This is a genomic window from Pseudoduganella violacea (genome assembly GCF_014191875.1).
Lineage (GTDB): Bacteria > Pseudomonadota > Gammaproteobacteria > Burkholderiales > Burkholderiaceae_D > Rugamonas > Rugamonas violacea_A.
This window is the reverse complement of record NZ_JACHXD010000013.1, coordinates 105,277-124,173: the sequence shown is the minus strand read 5'-3', so window position 1 is coordinate 124,173 and position 18,897 is coordinate 105,277. Positions and strand designations below refer to the sequence as shown.

General features: G+C 63.1%; 12 protein-coding genes. 9 read left to right on the top strand and 3 right to left on the bottom strand.

The window, feature by feature from the left end:
• Nucleotides 1–220 precede the first annotated feature (220 nt).
• Together FHS03_RS20680 and FHS03_RS20675 are read left to right on the top strand one after the other, a co-directional pair.
• Nucleotides 221–1,558, top strand: a complete 1,338-nt coding sequence (locus FHS03_RS20680; protein WP_183442826.1) for a TAXI family TRAP transporter solute-binding subunit — start codon at nucleotides 221–223, stop codon at nucleotides 1,556–1,558.
• Between the two features lie 184 nt (nucleotides 1,559–1,742).
• The gene (locus tag FHS03_RS20675; protein WP_183442825.1) at nucleotides 1,743–4,235 is read left to right on the top strand and encodes a TonB-dependent receptor plug domain-containing protein; all 2,493 of its coding nucleotides are present in this window, start codon (nucleotides 1,743–1,745) and stop codon (nucleotides 4,233–4,235) included.
• Nucleotides 4,236–4,277: 42 nt separating this feature from the next.
• Here FHS03_RS20675 and FHS03_RS20670 read toward each other — a convergent pair whose 3' ends face one another.
• Complete coding sequence (locus FHS03_RS20670; RefSeq protein ID WP_183442824.1) at nucleotides 4,278–4,736, bottom strand: rhodanese-like domain-containing protein; 459 nt, start codon at nucleotides 4,734–4,736, stop codon at nucleotides 4,278–4,280.
• 337 nt (nucleotides 4,737–5,073) lie between these two features.
• On the opposite strand from FHS03_RS20670, the gene glnA reads away from it, so the two are divergent.
• From glnA to FHS03_RS20640, 6 genes are all read left to right on the top strand, one after another.
• Nucleotides 5,074–6,489: a type I glutamate--ammonia ligase gene (glnA, locus tag FHS03_RS20665; RefSeq protein ID WP_183442823.1), complete on the top strand. Its 1,416-nt coding sequence runs from the start codon at nucleotides 5,074–5,076 to the stop codon at nucleotides 6,487–6,489.
• 94 nt (nucleotides 6,490–6,583) lie between these two features.
• The gene (locus FHS03_RS20660; protein ID WP_371871749.1) at nucleotides 6,584–7,087 is read left to right on the top strand and encodes a DUF4124 domain-containing protein; all 504 of its coding nucleotides are present in this window, start codon (nucleotides 6,584–6,586) and stop codon (nucleotides 7,085–7,087) included.
• Nucleotides 7,084–8,187, top strand: coding sequence for a nitrogen regulation protein NR(II) (gene glnL / locus FHS03_RS20655; protein ID WP_183442821.1), 1,104 nt, complete (start codon nucleotides 7,084–7,086; stop codon nucleotides 8,185–8,187). The genes FHS03_RS20660 and glnL overlap by 4 nt, the downstream gene beginning before the upstream one ends.
• A gap of 43 nt (nucleotides 8,188–8,230) precedes the next feature.
• Nucleotides 8,231–9,739 carry a nitrogen regulation protein NR(I) gene (gene ntrC / locus FHS03_RS20650; protein WP_183442820.1) on the top strand — a complete coding sequence of 503 codons (1,509 nt, stop codon included), beginning with the start codon at nucleotides 8,231–8,233 and terminating at the stop codon, nucleotides 9,737–9,739.
• 115 nt (nucleotides 9,740–9,854) lie between these two features.
• The gene (gene corA, locus FHS03_RS20645) at nucleotides 9,855–10,820 is read left to right on the top strand and encodes a magnesium/cobalt transporter CorA (protein ID WP_050409172.1); all 966 of its coding nucleotides are present in this window, start codon (nucleotides 9,855–9,857) and stop codon (nucleotides 10,818–10,820) included.
• A 125-nt stretch (nucleotides 10,821–10,945) separates the two neighbouring features.
• Entirely contained in the window at nucleotides 10,946–13,258 is a 2,313-nt protein-coding gene (locus tag FHS03_RS20640; protein WP_183442819.1) for a DUF3369 domain-containing protein, read from the top strand.
• Nucleotides 13,259–13,264: 6 nt separating this feature from the next.
• Here the strand turns inward: FHS03_RS20640 and FHS03_RS20635 are convergent, their stop codons facing one another.
• A complete protein-coding gene (locus tag FHS03_RS20635) occupies nucleotides 13,265–14,890 on the bottom strand; it encodes an NAD(P)/FAD-dependent oxidoreductase (protein WP_183442818.1) in 1,626 nt (541 codons plus the stop codon).
• 421 nt (nucleotides 14,891–15,311) lie between these two features.
• Nucleotides 15,312–15,506, bottom strand: coding sequence for a hypothetical protein (locus tag FHS03_RS20630; RefSeq protein WP_183442817.1), 195 nt, complete (start codon nucleotides 15,504–15,506; stop codon nucleotides 15,312–15,314).
• A gap of 119 nt (nucleotides 15,507–15,625) precedes the next feature.
• Between FHS03_RS20630 and FHS03_RS20625 the strand changes: the two genes are divergently transcribed.
• A complete protein-coding gene (locus tag FHS03_RS20625) occupies nucleotides 15,626–18,661 on the top strand; it encodes a TonB-dependent receptor (protein ID WP_183442816.1) in 3,036 nt (1,011 codons plus the stop codon).
• The last annotated feature ends 236 nt before the right edge of the window (nucleotides 18,662–18,897 follow it).

Genomic DNA, 18,897 nt, shown 5'->3' with positions numbered 1-18,897 from the left:
TGGTGTCAGGCACCGGGTTCGGACATTCTTTGAGAAAAATCAAGGAATGTCCAACCCTGGTGTCAGGCACCAAGGTCGGACATTCTTTGATCTGGCGCAGGAAATGTCCGGCTCCAGTGCCTGACACCAGGGTGGACATTTTTTGATTTGGCGCAAACGGGCTTGCGTGGCGGGGGATTTGTTGGCATCTTAGCCAGCTATGAAACCTGTCCGCCATACTATGTCCCGTATTTTGAAGTTCACGCGCTTTTCGGTGCGTGATTTGATCGTTACCGCCGCGCCGACCATTTTGCTGATTGTTGCTGTCTGTGCGGTGGCTTATCTGCTGGTCGATCCGGCGCCGCCGCGCAAGGTGAGCCTGTCCATCGGCCAGGAGAACAGTGCTTATGAGAACATCGGCAAGCGCTACGCGGCGGCGATGCGCAAGCATGGCATCGCCGTGACCTTGCAGCCTTCGCTGGGCTCGCAGGAAAATCTGCTGCGCCTGAACCGCGGCGAAACGGATATCGCTTTCGTGCAAAGCGGTTCCACCGACCAGGCGGAGGCGGAACGCAAGGGCCTGATCTCGCTGGGCAGCCTGTTTACCGAGCCGCTCTGGCTTTTCCTGCGCGAGGACAAGGACGTCAGCCAGCTGACCCAGCTGCGCGGCATGAAGATCAATCTCGGTCCCGAGGGCAGCGGCGTGCCGCGCCTGTTCCGCCAGGTGCTGGACGTGAATGGGGTCGAGCCGGCCGAGCTGCAGATCGGCATGCTGGAAAACACGCCGGCCACGGTGGAGCTGCTGGAGGGCCGCATCGATGGCCTGGTCTTCAGTTCCGCGCCCGATGCGCCGCTGGTGCAGATGCTGCTGCAAACGCCGGGCATCCGCCTGTTTGACTTCGCCCAGGCCGAAGCGTATACGCGGCGCCTGCCCTTCCTCAGCCATGTGGTGCTGCCGCGCGGCATCGTCGACCTGGGCCGCGACCTGCCCTCCAAGGATTACCAGTTGATCGCGCCGACCGCCACCCTGGTGGCGCGCGAGGATCTGCATCCGGCCCTGATCGATCTGTTCGTGCAGGCGGCCAGTAATATCCATGGCGGCGCGGGCTGGTTCCAGCAGCAGGGCCAGTTCCCTTCGGCGCGCTATACGGAGATTCCGGTGGCGCCCGAGGCGGCCAAGTTCTATAAGGATGGTGCGCCTTTCCTGCAGCGTTATATGAATTTCTGGCTGGCCAATTTCCTCGACCGCATGTGGGTGCTGGTGGTGGCGTTCGGCGCCTTGCTGCTGCCGCTGTCGCGCGTGCTGCCGCCGCTGTATGTGTGGCGCATCCGTTCCCGCGTCTACCGCTGGTACGGCCAGTTGCGCACGGTGGAGCAGGCGCTGGACGAGGCGCCGGCCGATGCCCGCCGCGCCGTCTACGCCGAGCAGCTGGAGCGCCTGAACGAGATCGAGGAGTGGGTGAACCAGATTTCCATCCCGCTGTCCTTCGCCGAGGATGTGTATGGCTTGCGCAGCCACATCAATTTCGTGCGCCAGCGCATCCTGAACCGCATGGAGGCGAGCGCGGAAAGCGCATGAGCTTATGCGCATTGCGCATGATGTTTGGCGCGACTGTTGTTTCCGGAGACAGATTGCTAGAAAAACAGCTCAATCATTTGACTTTGGATTGACTTCGTTTCAATATGAAATCAGGGCTTTTTATGGAAAAGCCAAATTTAGTTTCGTCATAAGCTTAATCGATTTCATCATCACGAGGTACGCAATGCAGAGTCCATCCGTTCCGAAAAAACAGTTGCTGGCGCTGGCCATCGGCGCCCTGTTCACCGCCGCCCTGGCCCAGGCCCAGAGCGCGCCCGTGGCCGACGACCCGCAGTCCACCGTGGTCGTCACCGGCACCCGGGTTGCCAAGCGCACCGTGCTCGACACCACCGCCCCGGTCGACATCATCTCGGCCGAAGCCTTGAAGATTGGCGGCGTGACGGAAATCAGCCAGGCCCTGTCCGTGGCCCTGCCTTCGCTGAACTTCCCGCGCCCCGGCATGACCGACGGCACCGACACCATCCGTCCCGCCGCCCTGCGCGGCCTGGCGCCGGACCAGACCCTGGTGCTGGTCAACTCCAAACGCCGCCACGCGTCTTCGCTGGTGAACTTGAACGGCACCATCGGCCGCGGCGCGGCCTCGGTCGACCTGAACACCATCCCCAGCGCCATCGTGAAGAACATCGAGGTGCTGCGCGACGGTGCTTCGGCCCAGTATGGTTCGGATGCGATTGCCGGCGTGATCAATCTGCGCCTGCGCACCGACCGCGATGGCGGCGAAGCCGTGATCGGCTACGGCAAGCGCATCACCGAATACAGCTTCTCTCCGGTGCCGCGTCCGGCCGACGCCACCTGGGGCGCCGGGCCGTCCGAGCGCAAGCGGCGCGATGGCGCCAACGCCAACTTCAGCGTGTGGAAAGGCTTGCCTTGGGGCGAGAGCGGCCACGTCACCATCGCCGCCGAATACAAGGACCAGAAACACACCGAGCGCAGCGGCTACGACACGCGCCAGCAATACCCGCGCGTCAACGGCGCTTACGATCCGCGCGAGCAGACCATCGAGCGCTTCAACGCCTGGTATGGCGAACCGGAACTGAAGCAATCGACCGTCTTCGTCAACGCCGGCAACACCCTGGCGGGCGGCGTGAAGGTGTATGGCTGGAGCAGCTACCAGAAGCGCGAAGGCAAGGGCAGCGGCTTCTTCCGCCGCGCGCTGCAGGACAACAATACCCTGGCCATTTATCCGGACGGCTTCCTGCCCTTCATCGCGCCGGAAGTGGACGACTTCAGCGCCACCGGCGGCGTGAGCTGGACCGTGGGCGATTGGGAGCTGGACAGCTCCATCGGCTACGGCAAGAACAAGATGGATTACACCATCGAGAACACGCTGAACCGCTCGCTGGGCGCCAGCAGCAAGACCGTCTTCAATGCCGGCGGTTTCTCGTATGACCAGCTGACCTACAACCTGTCCGGCGTGCGCCAGCTGGCAGTGGGCCTGGCTTCGCCGCTCAACGTGGCCCTCGGTTTCGAAGCGCGCCGCGAAGGCTATAAGCTGGAAGCGGGCGAGCCGGATTCCTGGCGCAACGGCGGCGTGCTGCTGCCGAACGGCTTGCCGACCGCCTCGGGTTCGCAAGTCTTCCCGGGCTTCATGCCGTCGGACGCGTCCAACAGCCACCGCAATGCCTACAGCCTGTTCGCCGACCTGGAAGCGAATCTGACGCCCGACCTGCTGGCTTCGGCCGCCGTGCGTGGCGAGCATTACTCGGACTTCGGCAACAACTGGTCGGGCAAGCTGGCCAGCCGCTACAGCGTGACGCCGGCCTTCGCGCTGCGCGGCTCGGTACAGAACGGCTTCCGCGCGCCGTCGCCGCAGCAGCAGAATTTCAGCTCGATTTCGACCATCTTCATCAGCGGCACGCCGTATGAAGTGGGCACGCTGAAGCCGACCTCGGGCGCGGCGCAGGCGCTCGGCGCGAAACCGCTGGAAGCGGAAAAATCGGTGAACTTCTCGCTCGGCGCCGTGGCCAAGCTGGGCAAGGGCAGCCTGACGGTGGACGCTTTCCACATCAAGATCCGCGACCGCATCGTGCTGTCCGAAAACCTGACGGCCGACAATGTACGTCTGTACCTGAACCAGCAGGGCTTTACCGGCATCAGCGGCGGGCGCTTCTTCATCAATGGCGTGAACACCACGACCAAGGGTGTGGACGTGGTGCTGAATTATCCCTATGTCTCGCCGCAGCTGGGCAAGTTCGATTTCACCGTGGCCGGCAACTACACCGACACCAAGGTGACCAAGCTGCCGGCCACGGCCCAGCTCTCGGCGCTGTCGCCGGCGCCGGTGCTGTTCGGCCGCGTGAATGTGCTGGTGTATGAGCAGGGGTCACCCAAGACCAAGTTCACGGCCAGCAGCAACTGGTCGCTGGGCGACTGGGGCGCCACCGTGCGCGCCACCCGCTACGGCAAGGTGCTGACGCCGGACGCCAACCCGGCGCGCGACCATGTCTCGTCGGCCAAGACCCTGGTCGACGTGGAGGGACGCTATGCGATCAGCAAGCGCCTCAGCGTGGCGCTGGGCGCGGACAATCTGTTCGACCAGTACGCCAATCCCTATCCGGCCGCGCTGAACGCCAGCGGCAACGTGCCGTCGTCGAACTATTCGCCGTTCGGCCGTTCCGGCCGCTTCGTGTATGCGCGTCTGAACTACACGCTGTAAGGGCGGGGAGCCGAAAAAAAACCGGGCTGCTGCCCGGTTTTTTTATGCGCCCAGCCAGGGTAGGCCGGCGTGGCACCAGCCGCCGACCGTCTTGCGGTGGCCGGCGCCATCCTTGTCGCCTTCGAAGCCTTGCAGGATGTCGAAGCAGTGCTGGTAGCCGTGCTCGGTCGCCAGCTTGGCGGCGTGGCGCGAGCGCACGCCCGAGCGGCACAGGAAGAGCAGGACTTCGTCCTTGCCGGCCACGGCGTTCAGCTGGGCCATGAAATCGGGATTGGGCACGCCGCCTGGATAGGTGCTCCACTGCACCGCGCCATGCTGGGTGTCGGCAATGGCGACGCGGCCCACCCAGTCGCGCTCGGCATTGGTGCGCACATCGATCAGGCGCACGCGGGTGTCGGCCTGCAGCAGCTCATACGCTTCCTGCGGCGTGACCGCGCCAGCATAGGGCAGGGCGGCGTCGCGGCTGCGCGCGCGTTGCAAAATATTTGCCTCAGGACTCATAGCGATTTCCCATATTGATCTTCGTTTATTATAGTGCGGCTAGCCGAGGACTGGTTTTTGCACCATGCTGACGCTTTTTGCTTCATCTCAGATTTTTCGCACCAATATAGTGCAAATTTCTATCATTGCACCATAATGGTGCTGCACTAAGACGGCGCGACTACATTGGATTTCCGTCGTTACATATTTTAGAAACAGTTGCCGGCAGAATCAACGGAGCACGCGGTAATTAGCTTATGCCGCATCCTTTTGATAAGCTGGCACAAAAGCTGCTTAATAGACCGTGAGCTTGAGCCGCACGCCAGTGCCGGCTCCCTTTTTCACTTAGGAGATACGCATGGCAATGACCGCCGCAGAAGTCTTGAAGATGGTTGCAGAGAACGACGTGAAATTCGTCGATTTCCGTTTCGCCGACACCCGTGGCAAGGAACAGCACGTGACCGTGCCGGTGTCCCACTTCGACATCGACAAATTCGAATCGGGCCACGCCTTCGACGGTTCCTCGATCGCGGGCTGGAAAGGCATCGAAGCGTCGGACATGATCCTGCTGCCGGACCCGAGCACCGCGAACATCGACCCCTTCATGGAAGAAACCACGCTGTTCATGCAGTGCGACGTGATCGAACCGTCGGACGGCAAGGGTTACGACCGCGATCCGCGTTCCATCGCCAAGCGCGCTGAAGCCTACCTGAAATCGTCCGGCCTGGGCGACACCGCCTACTTCGGCCCGGAACCGGAATTCTTCATCTTCGATTCCGTCAAATGGCGCATCGACATGTCCGGCGCCATGGTCAAGATCGACTCCGACGAAGCGTCCTGGTCGACCGACAAGGACATCGAAGGCGGCAACAGCGGCCACCGTCCAACCGTGAAAGGCGGCTACTTCCCCGTGCCGCCAGTCGACTCCTTCCAAGACATGCGTTCGGAAATGTGCCTGATCCTGGAATCGATGGGCATCCCGGTCGAAGTGCACCACCACGAAGTGGCCGGCGCCGGCCAGAATGAGATCGGCACCAAGTTCTCGACCCTGGTTGAGCGCGCCGACTGGACCCAGAACATGAAGTACGTGATCTGGAACGTGGCCCACAGCTACGGCAAGACCGCCACCTTCATGCCGAAGCCTGTGGTCGGCGACAACGGCTCGGGCATGCACGTGCACCAGTCGATCTGGAAAGACGGCAAGAACCTGTTCGCCGGCGACGGCTATGCCGGCCTGTCCGATTTCGCCCTGTACTACATCGGCGGCATCATCAAGCACGCCAAGGCGCTGAACGCCATCACCAACCCAGGCACCAACTCCTACAAGCGTCTGGTGCCAGGCTACGAAGCGCCGGTGAAACTGGCTTACTCGGCCCGCAACCGTTCCGCCTCGATCCGTATTCCGCACGTGGCGAATCCGAAAGGCCGCCGCATCGAGACCCGCTTCCCCGACCCGCTGGCCAACCCATACCTGTGCTTCGCCGCACTGATGATGGCCGGTCTGGACGGCGTGCAGAACAAGATCCACCCGGGCGAAGCAGCGTCGAAAGACCTGTACCACCTGCCGCCGGAAGAAGACGCGCTGATCCCGACCGTCTGCGCTTCGCTGGAAGAAGCCCTGGACCACCTGAACAAGGACCGCGAGTTCCTGACCCGCGGCGGCGTGTTCACCGACTCCATGATCGACGCCTACATCGAGCTGAAAATGACCGAAGTCACCCGCATGCGTCAAACCACGCACCCGGTTGAGTTCGACATGTACTACTCGCTGTAATCGACGCTGTACCGGCCAGTGGGCCGGTGCGCAGCAGACGCGAGGCAAGCCCGGCTTTCCTCGCGTTTTTTTTCGGATGTTGTATAGTCGCGGCATGAGGACAAGCATTTCCCACTTGCCGGCACTGCTGTTGCTGGCCGCCTGCGGCGCCGCCAGCGCCCAGCAGATTTACCTGTGCGTGGACGCCAGCGGTCACAAGGAGTTGACCGATACGCGCAAGGGCAGCAATTGCAAAGCCCTGGATTTGCCGGGCGCGGCGATTCCGGCCCCGGCGCGGCGCGAAGGCGGCGCCCATGGCCGCCCGCCGGGCACGCCCGCGCCGGCCGCCGTGGCGCCTGCGGCCTTCCCGCGCGTCGACAGCGCCGAGCAGCGCGCGCGCGACGCCGACCGCCGCCAGATCCTGGGCGAGGAGCTGCGCAGCGAGCAGGCCAAGCTGGCCGAGCTGCGCAAGGACTATAACAACGGCGAACCGGAACGGCGCGGCGACGAACGCAATTACGCCAAGTACCAGGAGCGGGTGGCGCAGATGAAGGACAGCATCGCCCGTTCGGAACAGAATGTGGAAGCGCTCAAGCGCGAGATCGCCAATATCCGATGAAATCCCTTCTTCCTCTTGCCAGCGCCGCCGCCGAGCGGCCGCCCGCGCTGGCCGGGCTGGATTTGCTGGCCACGGCCGTGCTCATCCTCGATGCCGAAGGGCAGATCGCCTACGCCAACGCGGCGGCGGAAAACCTGCTGGAAAGTTCGCTCAAGGCGCTCTCGCGCCAGAAGCTCAACGCGCTCTTTCTCAATCCGGCTGAACTGGACGCGTTGTGCGCCCAGGCGCGCCAGCATAAATTCTCCGACCTGCGCCAGGAACTGACCTTGGAGCGTGGCGGGCGCGAAGCCCTGCACCTGCACGCCATCGCCAGCGCGCTCGACGAGCCGCCGGCCAGCGTGCTGCTGGAGCTGCGCGAAATGGTGCAGCAGATTAAGCTCGACCGCGAAGAGCGCATGCTGGACCAGAGCCAGGTCAACAAGGAGCTGATCCGCAACCTGGCGCACGAGATCAAGAATCCACTGGGCGGCATCCGCGGCGCGGCGCAATTGCTGGAGATGGAATTGCCGCCGCTGCATCTGCAGCAGTTGCGTGAATACACCCAGGTCATCATCAAAGAAGCGGACCGCCTGCAAACCCTGGTCGACCGTCTGCTGGCGCCGCACCGCCGCCCGCATATCGTGGGCGATGTGAATATCCATGAAGTGCTGGAGCGCGTGCGCAGCCTGATCCTGGCTGAGTTCCCGGCCGGCCTGGCCATCCTGCGCGATTACGACGCCTCGATTCCCGAGTTCCGCGGCGATAAGGAACAGCTGATCCAGACCGTGCTGAACATCGCGCACAACGCGGCCCAGGCGCTCGGCGAGCGCATCGTCGCCGGCGATGCCCAGCTCATTTTCAAGACGCGCGTGGCGCGCCAGGTCACCCTGGCCAAGGTCCGCTATAACCTGGCATTAGATTTGCATATCATCGACAATGGACCGGGCATCGCCGCCCAGATCCGCGACCGCATCTTCTACCCGCTGGTGTCCGGACGGGAAGGGGGCAGCGGCCTGGGGCTGACGCTGGCGCAGACATTTGTGCAGCAGCACCAGGGCGTGATCGAGTGCGAAAGCCGGCCTGGATGCACAGACTTCCGCATCCTGCTGCCCCTGCCTTGAGGCCGGGGTCTTGAAACTTTGAGTGCGGGACACATACATACACATGAAGCCGATCTGGATAGTTGACGACGACGAATCGATCCGCTGGGTACTGGAAAAAGCGCTGGCTCGCGAGAGCCTCGCCACCCGCAGTTTTGCCAACGCGCGCGAGGCCATCGCCGCGCTGGAAAGCGAGACGCCGCAAGTGCTGGTGTCCGATATCCGCATGCCGGGCGACTCCGGCCTCGACCTGCTGCAGCGGGTCAAGGCGCGTTATCCCGGCCTGCCCGTCATCATCATCACCGCCTTTTCCGACCTGGATTCGGCCGTGGCCGCCTTCCAGGGCGGGGCCTTTGAATACCTGGCCAAACCCTTCGATATCGACAAGGCCGTCGAGCTGATCCGCCGCGCCCTCGACGAGAGCCTGCGCGAAGCGAGCGTGGAAGCGGGGCCGGCCGACACGCCCGAAATCCTGGGCCAGGCGCCGGCCATGCAGGAAGTCTTCCGCGCCATCGGCCGCCTGTCGCAGTCGAATGTGACGGTGCTGATCACGGGCGAATCGGGCACGGGCAAGGAGCTGGTGGCGCGCGCGCTGCACAAACACAGTCCGCGCGCGGCCCAGCCCTTTATCGCGCTCAACACGGCGGCCATCCCGAAGGATCTGCTGGAGTCGGAACTGTTCGGCCATGAGCGCGGCGCCTTCACCGGCGCGCAAGCGACGCGCCGGGGCCGCTTTGAACAGGCCGAGAACGGCACGCTCTTCCTCGACGAGATCGGCGACATGCCCTTCGATTTGCAGACGCGCCTGCTGCGCGTGCTGTCGGACGGCCATTTCTACCGCGTCGGCGGGCACCAGCCATTGAAAGCGAATGTGCGCGTGATTACGGCCACGCACCAGAACCTGGAACAGCGCGTGCGCGATGGCCTGTTCCGCGAAGACTTGTACCACCGTCTGAACGTGATCCGCCTGCGCCTGCCGAGCTTGCGCGAACGGCGCGAAGACATTCCGCTGCTGGTGCGCCACTTCCTGCTGCAAAGCGCGCGCCAGCTCGGCGTGGAAGCCAAGCGCATGAGCGAACCGACCCTGGCCTTCCTGTCCAGCCTGGACTTGCCGGGCAATGTGCGCCAGCTGGAAAACCTGTGCAACTGGATCACGGTGATGGCGCCGGGCCAGACGGTCGAGGTCAAGGACTTGCCGCTGGAACTGAGCCAGGGCAAGGAGAGCATGGGGCAGGGCGGGGTGCTGGAACCAGCCGCCTCGGCGGGCCTTGCCTTGGCGGCCGGCGCCGCTGGCGCGGCCGGTGGCCAAGCGGCGGCGGGCGTTGTTGGGCAGGCGCATCTGCCCGATGGCTGGCTGGGTCTGCTCGAACAGGAGGCGGCCGCCATGCTGGCCGCCAACCAGCCCGAGGTGATGGCCGTGCTGGGCCGCCAGTTCGAATCAGCTCTGATCCGCATGGCGCTGCGCCACACGCATGGCCGCAAGAACGATGCCGCCGTGCGCCTGGGCATCGGCCGCAACACGATCACGCGCAAGATCGCCGAGCTGGGCATCGCCGGCGCGCGTGAGGACTGAAGCTGTTGGTGCAAGCGACGGTGCAGTCCGCACTGCTTTGGTGCAACGCACGGCCGCTGGAATCGGGTAAGCTCTGGGCTGCAAGGCCTGGAGCTTTTTTTATGATGGAAACCGTATGCTGATTAATTGCGTGGCCTATCAGGATGGCCGCAAGCTGGCAGATATCCCGGTCGAGGATATCAGCGACTATGTCGCCCGCCCCGAATGCTTCGTCTGGGTGGCGCTGCGCGACGCCGAGCAGCATGAACTGCTCAAGATGCAGGAAGAGTTCGGCCTGCACGAGCTGGCCGTGGAAGACGCCAGCCGCGGCCACCAGCGTCCCAAGATCGAGGAGTATGGCGATTCGCTGTTCGTGGTGGTGAAGATGGCGGCGCTGGAGCTGGACGAGCTGGTGATCGGCGAGGTCGATATCTTCGTCGGCCAGAACTATGTGCTGTCCTCGCGCCAGAACAGCGAGCAGGGCTTCCTCGGCGTGCGCGCCCGCGCCGAGCGCGAACCGCAGCTGCTGCAGCAAGGCCCGGCCTTCGTGCTGTATGCGCTGATGGATGCCGTGGTGGACCGCTATTTCCCCATCGTCGACGCCATGGAGACCGAACTCGAAGCGATCGAGGAGCGTATCTTCATCCGTGGTTCCCAGCGCAATAATATCGAGCGCCTGTATGCCCTGAAGCGCAAGGTGATGACCCTGCGCCATGCCGTCGCGCCGCTGCTGGACGCCATCGGCAAGCTGCACGGCGGCCGCGTGCCCGCCGTGTGCCAGAACACCCAGGAGTATTTCCGCGACGTGCACGACCACCTGCACCGCATCACGGCCTCGCTCGACACCATCCGCGACACCATCGGCACGGCAATCCAGGTGAACTTGTCGATGGTGGCGCTGGAAGAGGGTGAGGTCAACAAGCGGCTGGCTGCCTGGGCCGCTATCTTCGCGGTATTGACGGCATTTGCCGGGATCTGGGGCATGAATTTCAAGAATATGCCGGAACTGGACTGGCGCTTCGGCTACCCGCTGGCCTTGAGCGCCATGGCCTCGGTCAGCTTCTACCTGTACCGCCGCTTCCGCCGCGCCGGCTGGCTGTAGCGTTCCCGCCAGAAATACCGTTCCGTCTGTCAAAACCGTCAAGCTTCCGATGTACAATCATTAATGTACTGCCGGTAATACGGCCGGCAGCTTCGTCCGCGGCCCTGCGCCGCACGGAGGGTGGGATGGACGACGATATGCTGTTTGACGACGAGGCCGCTGCCGAGGCCCGCCCGCGCTTACCGCCCTGGCAAGTGCTGATCGTGGATGACGAGGAGGCGGTGCACCAGGTCACCAAGCTGGTGATGTCCGACTTCGAATTCGACGGCCGTCCGCTGCACTTCACCGACTGCTATTCCGGCGCCGAAGCGCGCGAAGTGCTCGGGCGCGGCGCCGAATTCGCCCTGATCCTGCTCGATGTGGTGATGGAAAGCGAGCACGCCGGCCTCGACCTGGTACGCCATATCCGCGAAGAGCTGGGCAATATCTCGGTGCGCATCGTGCTGCGCACGGGCCAGCCGGGCCAGGCGCCGCAAGCCTATGTGCTCAAGGCTTACGATATCAACGATTACCGCGAAAAGACCGACCTCACGCATGCCAAGCTCAGCGTGGTCTTCTATTCCGCTCTGCGCGGCTACCGCGACCTGATGCGCCTGGAGCGCGCGCGCAGCGGCCTGCGCCGCACCATCGACGCCATCACCCAGGTGTGCGAGGCGGAAAACCTGCCGCATTTCTGTTCCGCCGTGCTGGACCAGGCCGGCGCCTTGCTCGGCCATGGCGGCGAGGGCGTGTGCGCCAGCCGCGTCGACGCCTATGCCGCCGTGGCGCGCCAAGGCGGCTTAAAGGTGCTGGCCGTCACGCCGGGCTTCGCCGCATTGCAGGGCGAGAGCAAGATGGAGGGCTTGCCGCCCGAGGTGCGTGCCGCTTTCGAGCGCTGCATGCAGGAACGGCACGGCCACCACGGCGACCTGCACCATGCCAGCTACCACCGCACGCGCGATGGCAGCGAAAGCTTCCTGTATATGGCGTTCTCGGCGCCGCTGCGTGCGGAAGACCGCGAACTCCTGTCCCTGTTCTCGGCCAATGTGGCCGTCACGTATGAAAAGCTGCAGCAGCGCGAGGAAACCATGAGCACCAAGCCTGTCTCCCTGTTCGAGGAAAGCGATGGCCGCATCCTGGCCGAAGCGGCCTTGCGCTCGATTACCGCCTCGACGGCGCGCGCGCGCGGCGACGATTTCCTGCGCATCCTGGTGCGCGACCTGGGGCAGGCGCTGGACGTGCGCTATGTGATCGCCGGCCGCGTGATCTTGATGGACGATGGCGGTGAGGGCATCCGCACCCTGGCCGTGTGGGGCGGTGAAGACTATCTGCCGAATATGGATTACAGCCTGAAGCACACGCCCTGCCAGGACGTGACGGACCAGAGCATGTGCTTCCACGGCTGCGGCATCCAGGCCGATTATCCCGAGGATACCTTGCTGGTCGATATGCAGGCCGAGAGCTATATCGGCATGCCCATGGTCGATACCGAGGGCAAGACCCTGGGCATCCTGTCGGCGCTGGACACGCGGCCGATCGACGAAAACAAGCGCTTGCTGGCGCTGTCGCTGCTGTCGATTTTCGCCGCGCGCTGCGCCGCCGAACTGCAGCACCAGGACCGCGAAGCGCTGCTCGAAGAAAAGGTGCAGCAGCGCACGGAAGCCTTGCGCGCGGCCCAGGCCAATATGGTGGAACAGGAAAAGATGGCGGCGCTGGGCGCCCTGGTGGCGGGCGTGGCGCACGAAGTCAATACGCCGGTGGGCGTGGCCGTCACGGCCGCCTCCGGCCTGGCCAGCTATGCCGAGCAGATGGTGAGCATGCTGAGCGGGGAAAAGGTCAGCCGCTCGGAACTGACCGGCCTGGCCACGCGCCTGAAAGGGGCGGCCGGCCTGGTCGAACAGAATCTGGCGCGCGCCGCCCAGCTGATCGGCAACTTCAAGCAGCTGGCCGTGGACCAGGGCACCGAACATATCAGCGAGCTGGTGCTGCATGAGTATGTGCAGGGCGTGGTCTCGGCCCATAGTCCGGAATTGCGCAAGGCGCAGATCGAGGCCAAGATCGAGATCGCGCCGCAACTGCGCGTGCGCCTACCGGCGGGCAAGTTCTCGCAAGTGTTGTCGAATCTCTTGATGAACTCGGCCAAGCACGCCTATCCCGATGGCGGCCCCGGCCAGGTGAGGATCGCGGCGCGGCTGGAAGAGGACGAGGGCGGCGCGCCCTGGCTGCACGTGCACTTTGCCGACGATGGCATCGGCCTGGCGCCCGGCATCCGCGAGCGCGTCTTCGAACCGTTCTTCACCACCAAGCGCGGGCAGGGCGGTTCGGGCCTGGGCATGCACATCGTCTACACCATCGTGCACCAGATGGGCGGCCAGGTTGCGCTCGACGACCAGGCCGAGCGCGGCTGCGCCCTCAAGGTCAAGCTACCGCTGGCGCGTTTTGCCGCCAACGTGGAGTAGGGCGGATCAGGAAGCGGCGGCCATCGACAGGGCCACGGCTTCGGCCACCTTGATGCCGTCCACGCCGGCGGACAGGATGCCGCCCGCGTAGCCGGCGCCTTCGCCGGCCGGGAACAGGCCGCGCGTGTTCAGGCTTTGCAGATCGCCGTCGTTGCGCTTGATGCGGATCGGCGAGGAGGTGCGGGTTTCCAGGCCGGTCAGCACGGCGTCTTGCTTGAAGTAACCGCGGACCTGCTTGTCGAAGGCCGGGAAGGCTTCGCGCAGCGCTTCCACCGCGTAATCGGGCAGGATGCTGGCCAGGTCGGTCAGGTGCACTTGCGGTTTGTAGGACGGCACCACGGCGCCGAACTCGGTGGAGGGGCGGCCGGCCACGAAGTCGCCCATCAACTGGCCCGGCGCGCTGTAATTGCTGCCGCCCAGCACGAAAGCCTTTTCCTCCAGGCGGCGCTGGAATTCGATGCCGGCCAGCGGATGGCCCGGATAGTCTTCCGGACTGATGCTGACCACGATGGCGCTATTGGCATTGCGTTCGGCGCGCGAATACTGGCTCATGCCGTTGGTGACGACGCGGCCCGGCTCGGAGGCGGCCGCCACCACGGTGCCGCCCGGGCACATGCAGAAGCTGTAGACGGCGCGGCCATTCTTGGCATGGTGCACCAGCTTGTAGTCGGCCGCGCCCAGGATCGGGTGGCCGGCGTTCGGGCCGAAGCGGCAGGTGTCGATCAGCGACTGCGGGTGTTCGACGCGGAAGCCGATCGAGAAGGGCTTGGCTTCGATATACACGCCGCGCGCATACAGGGTTTCGAAGGTGTCGCGCGCGCTGTGGCCGATGGCCAGCACCACATGGTTGGTGACGATGTGCTCGCCATCGGCCAGGGTCAGGCCGCGCAGCTGGCGCTGGCCGTCCTTTTCTTCGATCTCGAAATCGGCCACCTTGGCTTCGAAGCGGATGTCGCCGCCCAGGGCCACGATTTCCTCGCGCATCGCTTCCACCATCTTGACCAGGCGGAAAGTGCCGATATGCGGCTTGCTGACGTAGATGATTTCCTCCGGCGCGCCGGCCTTGACGAACTCGGTCAGCACTTTGCGGCCGTAGTGCTTGGGGTCCTTGATCTGGCTGTACAGCTTGCCGTCCGAGAAGGTGCCGGCGCCGCCTTCGCCGAACTGCACATTCGACTCGGGATTGAGTTCGCGCTTGCGCCAGAAGCCGAAGGTGTCCTTGGTGCGCTCGCGGACGGTCTTGCCGCGTTCCAGGATGATGGGACGCAGGCCCATCTGCGCCAGGATCAGGGCGGCGAACAGGCCGCAGGGACCCATACCGATGACCACCGGGCGCGGCTGGCTGCCGTCGGCGTTGACCTTGTGCGCCACGTATTTGTATTCCATATCGGGCGAGGGCATCAGGTGCACGTCGTGCTGGCGGCGCGCCAGGATGGCCGCATCGTCGGTGGTCTCCACATCGACCGAGTAAATCAGCACGATCTGGGCTTTCTTGCGGGCGTCGTAGCTGCGTTTGAACACGGTAAAGCCCTGCAGCATTTCCGGCGGGATGTCGAGGCGGGCCAGGATGGCTTCGCGCAGCTCGGGTTCGGCGTGGTTCAGGGGGAGTTTGACTTCGTTCAATCGCAGCATGGTGTTCTTTCTCAAGCGGGTGGGGCGCGCAACGGGCCCAATCCGCCATTTTACCTTGCCTGACCCGGCCGCCCAAGAGCGGGCCGGCAGCCGCTCATTGTTGTTTTTGGGATGAAACTTGCATTTTGGTATTGACGATTATGCTTTTGCTATGGTTTTATTGAGGGCTTCAAATGTCCGGTCCCCGCCAATCGGAATGGATTCCTGCAAAGATAATCATCGCGCTGGAATTGGTTTTGACATCGAATTAAAAAGTACGGCGTTGATGTTTCAAATCCGGCGCTAATCCAGTTTCCCTTCCTGTTTTAAATCCCCTCTGCAAGAAAATTGGTTTTTCGAATAAGAAAAGCCGCAATTCACATATTTCTGCTTGCGATTCTGTGTTGAATTAAATTTTGAAAAATAAGTAATATTTCGAATTTTATTCCGATGAAATCCCGGAGAATCCATGCATATCGGCGGAAATCGTGGAAGATCGCCGCTGCTTTTTTCGCTCATTGTTGTAATCTTGCAGCGGAAAAAGGACGATAGTGTTGTTTTCTGCCCCGGCGAATTCTTGCGTGATTGACAGGCTTGCCATCTGCATGTTCCCATGCATTTCGTAAGTCGCTAGCATTTCAATATGCGCGGCGGCTTATTGGATTCTTTCCCGCTCTATTTGATCGGGAAGTAGTCGGGACAATAAAAATACGTGATTAAAATAAACAGCAAGATAGCTTGAGATAGGAAATCACAATGATTAGAAAGACCATTCTTGTTCGTGCTTTAGCAGTGGCTTTTGGCGCCGGCGCGCTGACGGTGGCGATGCTGCCGTCGGCGCTGGCGCAGTCGAATGCCGCCGGTAATATCTTCGGCCGTGTGGACGGCGCCGCCGGCGCTGCCGTGGTGCTTAACAACGTCGATACCGGCGTGAAGCGTACCGTCACCCTCGATGCCAGCGGCCGCTACAACGCGACCGCCATGCCGCCCGGCCACTACAAGGTCGAGCTGCAGCGCGAGGGCAAAATCGTCAACACCACCGAAGTCGATGTGATCGTCGGCCAGGGCGTGGAAGCGTCCTTCGGCGCCATCCAGGCGGTGCAGGTGACGGGCCGCCGCAGCCGCATCGACATCTCCAACACCAATAACGGCGCGGTGTTTACCGCCAAGGAGCTGGCCAAGCTGCCGGTGGCCAATAATGTGGACGCCATTATCCAGCTGGCGCCGAACACCACCCGCGCCGACTCGCGCTACGCGGCCGGCGCTTCCTTCGGCGGCGGCGGCGCGTCCGAGAATGCTTACTACATCAACGGTTTCCCTGTCACCAATCCGCTGACCCAGCTGGGCGGTTCGGAACTGCCTTTCGGCGCCATCGCCCAGGCCCAGATCCTGACCGGCGGCTTCGGCGCCGAGTTCGGCCGTTCCGTGGGTGGCGTGGTCAACGTCACCACCAAGAGCGGCACCAATAACTGGGAAGCCGGCGGCACCTTCAGCATCGAGCCGAATGCCCTGACCGCGCGCAAGAAAGACCAGTACTATCCGGTCACCGGCTCCAACCCGGCCACCGACGGCACCCTGTTCCGCCGCAAGTCGGAAGATTCGAGCACCAAGCGCACCTTCGGTGGCTATGTGGGCGGCCCGATCATCAAGGACCAGCTGTTCATGTTCGTCGCCGTCGAGCGCAAGAAGGATGACCTGGCCGGCGTCAACGCCTACGCCAACACCGTCGGCATCGTCGGCAGCCCGACCCTGGCGACCACCGGCTGGGCCGAGCGCCAGGACGTGTCGGACCGCTATCTGGCCAAGTTCGACTGGAACATCAACGATAACCACCGCCTGGAAGCGACCCTGATCGGCGACAACAACAAGGAAGACCGCCAGCTCTACGGCTACGACTATGTCAACGGCCGCGGCAGCAAGCAGACCTCGTCCGAGCACTACAAAAACAACTCGAACTACACCCCGGTCGGCGCCGATTCCAAAATCCTGCGCTATACCGGTAACCTGACCGACGACCTGACCGTGTCGGCCCTGTACGGCAAGAGCAAGACCAAGATCAGCAACACCTATGACGGCGATCTGAGCAGCATGTTCCAGATCAACGCCGCCTCGCGCGCCCGCGTGCCCGGCCTGAACTACAGCACGCCGCAAGTGTTGGTGAGCACCATCTTCCCGAACGGCGCTAAGAACGAAACCACCTCCTCGCGCATCGACCTGGAATACAAGATTTCCAGCCACACCATCCGCGGCGGTTTCGACCAGAACAAGCTGAAGTCGCTGGAAGCCGGTGACGTGACCGCCGGCGGCGGCATCTGGTTCTACGACAAGGTGGACAATCCCACCGCGGTCAACAAGCTGAACGGCGTACCGGTCGTCATCGCCAATGGCGGCGGCTACGGCACCCAGGGCTACTTCGTCAGCCGCCGTCTGTTCAACAGCGCCACCAATGCCTACTCCGACCAGGACGCCAAATACCTGGAAGACCGCTGGCAAGTGAACAAGGATCTGCTGGTGACCGTCGGCATCCGCAGCGAAGGCTTCAAGAACAAGAACGGCGACGGCGAAACCTTCCTGGAAGTGAAGAATCAGATTTCGCCACGCCTGTCCGCCGCCTGGGACGTGAACGGTGACGCCTCGTTCAAGGTCTTCGGTAGCGCTGGCCGTTACGCGCTGCAGATCCCGACCCACTTGGCCGTGCGCGGCGCCAGCCGCTCGACCAACACCCGCGAGTACTTCACCTATACCGGCACCGACGCCAACGGCGCGCCGCTGGGCCTGAAGAACCTGACCGGCGTGACCTCGACCAACAACGAGTTCGGCCAGGCCAAGGACGTCAACACGCTGACGGCGCTGGACATCAAGCCGACCTACCAGGATGAAATCACGGCCGGCTTCGAAAAAGCCCTGTCCGCCGACCTGAACGTGGGCGCGAAAGCCACCTTCCGCAAGCTGAAGCAGACCATCGACGATTACTGCGACGACCGCGCCGTGGCCGCCTGGGCGGAACGCAACCACGTCAACACCGACCACTGGAGCGGCCTGGGCTGCGTCACCTTCAATCCGGGCAAGGACAACACTTTCAATGTTGACTTCAACGGCGACAAGAAATACACCCAGGTCAAGCTGAGCAAGGAAGACCTGGGCTTCGAGAAAGCCAAGCGCGACTACGTGGCGCTGGACTTCTTCGCCGAGCACCCGCTGCGCAATGGCTGGTATGGCCGCGTGAACTACACCTGGTCGCGCAGCAAGGGTAACACCGAAGGCCAGACCCGTTCCGATAATGCCCAGACCGACGTGGCGGCCACCTCGACCTGGGATACGGCGGAACTGATGCGCGGCGCCAACGGCTTGCTGCCGAACGACCGCAAGCACCAGATCAAGGCCTACGGCTTCTATGAGCTGAATCCGGAATGGACCCTGGGCGGCAACTTCCTGGCCGCTTCCGGCCGGCCACGCAGCTGCTTCGGCAACGATCCTAACCTGCCGGACGATGCGCCGGACTACGGTTCGGTCTACTTCTGGTGCGGCACCAAGGCAGCGCCGCGCGGCACCTTCGGCAACCTGCCATGGGATATCCGCCTGGACATGAACCTGGCGTACCGCCCGGCCATGCTGAAAGGCCTGACCCTGAAGCTGGACGTGTTCAACGTGGCGAACAAGCAAACCACCCAGAACGTGGAAGAAACCTACAACCTGACCGGCACCACGATCAACCCGAGCTACCAGCGCGTGATCAGCTACACGGCGCCGCGTTCGGCCAAGTTCACGGTCGAGTACAACCACCGCTTCTAACCCTGCATCCGGCCGCCTGCGGGCGGCCGCTTGTTCGAACCGCCGCGTTTGCGGCGGTTTTTTTTCGTATGGCAAGCTATATATATGGATGCGGGGCGCTGGGCCGGCTTTTCAGCCAGGCAATGGCAACATCAGTCGATCTGGCCCCGGTTGTGCTTGGCAAAATGTTGTAAAACAGCCTCATTATGACGTTTTTTTTACATATTTTTGCTGACTTTTTCATTTGTTGGTGAAAT